The organism is Micromonospora arida (genome assembly GCF_003857035.1).
GTDB lineage: Bacteria > Actinomycetota > Actinomycetes > Mycobacteriales > Micromonosporaceae > Micromonospora > Micromonospora arida.
Genome location: NZ_QGSY01000160.1, coordinates 1 through 4,214 on the forward strand (window position 1 = coordinate 1; position 4,214 = coordinate 4,214).

Consider the following 4,214-nt stretch of genomic DNA (forward strand, 5'->3'; position numbering starts at 1 on the left):
CCAGCGGGCACGGTGCGCGGCGGCCGGATCGACGGTGGAGTGTGGGGCGGGGCCCGGATCGGGCTCGACGGCAGCCTGCTCCGTCGGCGGTGCGGGACGTTGGGCGGGCACCACGAGCCGGTCGCCGGCCGCCCCGGGGCGACCCTCGGCGGGCAGCCCGGGCGGGGCGCTCACCGGCGTGGCGCGGCCCGCGGGCGCTTCGAGACCGGGGTGGTGGACGCCGTTGACGTCGTCCGGGTGGTGCGCGCCGTTGACGTGGTGGCCGTTGGTGCGGGCCGGCGACTCGGGGTCACCCGAGCGCCCGACCAGCGGCGATGGCAGATCGCCGTGCCGTGTCGAGGAGGTCCGCCAGCCCGACGCGGGGTCGGGCTGCCAGCGCGGCGCCTCATCCCGGGCGTCCTCGCGGTCGGCGGCTCGAGGCCACCCACCCGCCGGAGGCGCCCACCCACTGACGGAACGGCTCGGGTCGTCGTGCTGACCCGCTCCGTCACCGTGCTCTCCCGGGGTGGCGGCTCCGGGTTGCCCTGTTTCACTCACCGCGCGCTCCTTGGTCGCCCCCGCTGAGGCTACCGTGTGCCGAGAGTGGCGATAAGTTACAGCGGCGGGCCATTTCCACGACCGAGGTCACGGGCCTCGCCCGGTCTGGGGGGAAAATGCCGGCTCGTACGGAGAACTCGGAGGATCCCATGACCGCTGCGGGGAACGGTGCACAGACCGCTGGCCGGCCCACCCGCCTGCCCCGCTCCGCGCGTCGTAAGCAGCTTCTCGCTGCGGCGCAGGAGGTGTTCGTCGCGCAGGGCTACCACGCCGCCGCGATGGACGACATCGCCGAGCGGGCCGGGGTCTCGAAGCCGGTGCTCTACCAACACTTTCCCGGAAAGATGGATCTCTACCTGGCGCTGCTCGACACGCACTGTGACGCCATCGTCGCTCAGGTGCAGGACGCGATGCGCGGTACCAGCGACAACAAGGAGCGGGTCAGCGCGTCGGTACGGGCGTACTTCGACTTCGTCGACCACGAGAGCGAGGCGTTCCGGCTCGTCTTCGAGTCGGATCTGCGCAACGACCCGGCCGTGCGGCAGCGGGTGGAGCGGGTCGAGCAGGGCTGCATCGCGGCGATCACCGACACCATCATCTCCGACACCGGGGTGAGCCGGGCGCACGCCGAGCTGCTCGCCTCCGGGCTGGTCGGCGCGGCGGAGACGGCCGCGCAGTTCTGGCTGGCCGGCGGCCGGCAGGTGCCGAAGGCCGAGGCCGAGGCGTTGGTGGCCGCGCTGTCGTGGCGGGGCATCGCGAGCTTCCCGCTGCAAGGTGAGTCAGCCTGACCGCCGGCCCCGTGATCGGATAGCCTTCGCAGGGCGGTTCTTTCGCCCCAGTTGAGGAGGCACAGTGGAGGTCAAGATCGGCGTGCAGTACGCGCCACGCGAGCTGGTAGTGGACAGCGCGCAGTCGCCGGCCGAGATCGAGCAGATCGTGACCGACGCCTTCGCCGGCAACGGCGGCACGCTCTCCCTGACCGACGAGAAGGGCCGGCGGGTCATCGTTCCGGTCGAGAAGGTCGCCTACGTCGAGATCGCCGAGGCGTCGTCCCGGGCGGTCGGGTTCACCGTCCGCTGACCGGTCCGGCCATCGCGGCAGGTCGGCAATCGGCCCACCTGCCGCAGGCCGGCACCGGCCGACCCGCCCGGGTGGTCAGTTGTTCAGCCCGGCGGCGGCCATCCGCGCGGTGTGCGCGGTGGTGAGCCTGCCGAACAGCCCCGACACGTCGACCCGGCCGTCGCGTGCGATCAGCGCGGTGAGGGTGGCCCGCTCGGCGGCGACGCGGCCGGCCTGGGACAACGCCTCGCCGACCAGCCGGCGGGCCCACATCGAGAGCCGACCGGCCACCCGGGGGTCGTCGGCGACGGCCACCCGGATCTCCGCCGCGGCGAAGTCCGCGTACCGGGAGTCGTGCAGGACGTCCAGCACCAGCGCCCGGTCCGGTTCCTCCAGCGCATCGGCGATCTCGCGAACGAAGTCGTCGGTGATCGCGTCGCCCACGTACGCCTTGGTGACCACTTCCGCCCAGTCCCGTGGCTCGGTCGAGTCGTGGTACGCCTGCAACGGCTCGACATAGGGCGCCATCGCATCCTCCGGCGGTACGCCCAACGCGGTGAGCCGGTCGGCGAGGCGCCGGTAGTTGGCGATCTCGGCAGCGGCCATCTCGTTCAGTGCGGCCCGGCGGCGCAGGTCAGGAGCGAGCCGGGCATCGCCCGCCATCCGCTCGAAGGCGAGCAGCTCACCGAAGGCGACCAGACCCAGCAGGTCGGCGTACGCGGAACCGTAGGCGGTCACGAGCGGCAGGCTATCGCGTGCCGGCCCTCGCGCGTGTCCCGCGCACTTCGCACCCCGGCCCAACTCCACGGTCAAGGTCGACGGGGTGAACGGCGCACAATAGGTGTGGCGTAGGTCACATTTACTTGCCCCGCGTGGCTGGTGACCGACAGGGAATCGGGACGGGGGCATGCCTGTTCAGGTAACATGGAGCAGTTGCCGTGGGCGCCGATCTGATCGAAGCTCAGCCCGCGGCGCGCGTGCGGCCCGGTCCGGCTCGGCAATCTGCCGCCGACCGTGTGGCCCGCGTCATACCGAACGCGCCCTGAGGACATGACGGGCGCACCCACGAGAGGGCACCCCCACATCCACATGAGCGACCTGACTCAAGATTTGCTGGACGGCCAGGAACTGGCCCCCACCGCCCCGGTTCGACCGGAGGCCCCCACGTTCGCCGCCCTCGGCGCCCGCGCCGAGACCGTCGAGGCCCTGGCCTCGGCCGGCATCACCCGCGCCTTCGCCATCCAGGAGTACGCGATCCCGATCGCGCTGCGCGGCGTCGACCTGATCGGTCAGGCGCCCACCGGCACCGGCAAGACCCTCGGCTTCGGCGTACCGCTGCTCGACCGGGTCTTCGCCCCGGGCGAGGGCAGCGACGGCGTCCCCCAGGCGCTGGTCGTCGTCCCCACCCGTGAGCTGGGCATCCAGGTCGCCAAGGATCTGGCCGCCGCAGGCCGGACGCGTGGCGTCCGGGTGCTGCCGATCTACGGCGGCGTGGCGTACGAGCCGCAGATCGACGCGCTGCGCAAGGGCGTCGAGATCCTGGTCGGCACGCCCGGCCGACTGATGGACCTGCAGAAGCAGAAGCACCTCCGGCTCGACCGGGTGCACGCACTCGTCCTCGACGAGGCCGACCGGATGCTCGACCTGGGCTTCCTCGACGACGTCGAGAAGATCCTGGCGATGCTTCCGGAAGACCGGCAGACGATGCTCTTCTCGGCCACCATGCCGGACCCGATCGTCACCCTGTCGCGACGCTTCCTGCGCCAGCCGATGACGATCCACGCCGGGCACACCGCCGAGACCGGCCCGTCGCCGCAGACGCAGCAGTTGGTCTACCGCACCCACTCGATGAACAAGGTCGAGGTGGTGGCGCGCATCCTCCAGGCGGAGGGGCGTGGGCTGACCATGATCTTCACGCGTACCAAGCGGGCCGCCGACCGGGTCGCCGAGGACCTCGACTTCCGCGGGTTCGCGGTCGCCGCGGTGCACGGTGACCTCGGCCAGGGCGCCCGCGAGCGGGCTCTGCGGGCCTTCCGGGCCGGCAAGATCGACATCCTGGTCGCCACCGACGTGGCGGCCCGTGGGCTGGACGTCACCGGCGTCACCCACGTCATCAACTACGACTGCCCGGAAGACCAGGACACCTACACCCACCGGATCGGTCGTACCGGCCGGGCCGGCGCGACGGGTGTCGCGGTGACCTTCGTCGACTGGGACGACATGCCGCGCTGGCGGATCATCGACAAGACCCTCGGTCTGGAGATGCCGGAGCCGCCGGAGACGTACCACACGTCGCCGCACCTCTACACCGACCTGCACATCTCCACCGAGGTCAGCGGCACCCTGCCCACGGCCGAGCGCACCCGGGCCGGGTTGTCCGCCGAGATCGAAGAGGATCTGGGTGGGACGACCCGCTCCCGCCGGGGCGACAGCGGTGGTCGGGGCCCCCGACGCGGCGAGAGCCGTGGTGAGGGTCGCGGCGAGCGCCGTGGCCGGGGCGATGGCCGCCGCGACCGCTCCGACGCCGGCACGCCGGCCGTCGCCGAGGCACCCGCGGCCGACGCCGCCGACGAAGGCACCCGTACCCCCCGCCGCCGGCGTCGCCGCCGGGCCGGCGA

4 protein-coding genes and 1 pseudogene are annotated in these 4,214 nt (G+C 72.5%); 3 read left to right on the forward strand and 2 right to left on the reverse strand.

The genetic code is table 11. The annotated features are described in order from the left end of the window. Positions 1 to 537 (reverse strand): annotated as a pseudogene (locus DLJ58_RS12440) (hypothetical protein); the annotation flags it as partial. Between the two features lie 149 nt (positions 538 to 686). On the opposite strand from DLJ58_RS12440, the gene DLJ58_RS12445 reads away from it, so the two are divergent. Together DLJ58_RS12445 and DLJ58_RS12450 are read left to right on the forward strand one after the other, a co-directional pair. Next, on the forward strand, positions 687 to 1,325 hold the full coding sequence (locus tag DLJ58_RS12445; RefSeq protein ID WP_030489514.1) for a TetR/AcrR family transcriptional regulator: 639 nt from the start codon (positions 687 to 689) through the stop codon (positions 1,323 to 1,325). 64 nt (positions 1,326 to 1,389) lie between these two features. Then, entirely contained in the window at positions 1,390 to 1,617 is a 228-nt protein-coding gene (locus tag DLJ58_RS12450) for a DUF3107 domain-containing protein (protein WP_088950288.1), read from the forward strand. 75 nt (positions 1,618 to 1,692) lie between these two features. On the opposite strand, the gene DLJ58_RS12455 is transcribed toward DLJ58_RS12450, so the two are convergent. Continuing rightward, the gene (locus DLJ58_RS12455) at positions 1,693 to 2,334 is read right to left on the reverse strand and encodes a ferritin-like fold-containing protein (RefSeq protein ID WP_244218911.1); all 642 of its coding nucleotides are present in this window, start codon (positions 2,332 to 2,334) and stop codon (positions 1,693 to 1,695) included. A 351-nt stretch (positions 2,335 to 2,685) separates the two neighbouring features. On the opposite strand from DLJ58_RS12455, the gene DLJ58_RS12460 reads away from it, so the two are divergent. Then, positions 2,686 to 4,214 (forward strand): DEAD/DEAH box helicase (locus DLJ58_RS12460; protein WP_148097986.1); only part of this gene is annotated, 1,529 nt, incomplete at its 3' end.

Coding starts and splice junctions, on each gene's coding strand:
- DLJ58_RS12445 (WP_030489514.1), top strand. CDS start 687: ATGACCGCTGCGGGGAACGGTGCACAGACCGCTGGCCGGCCCACCCGC.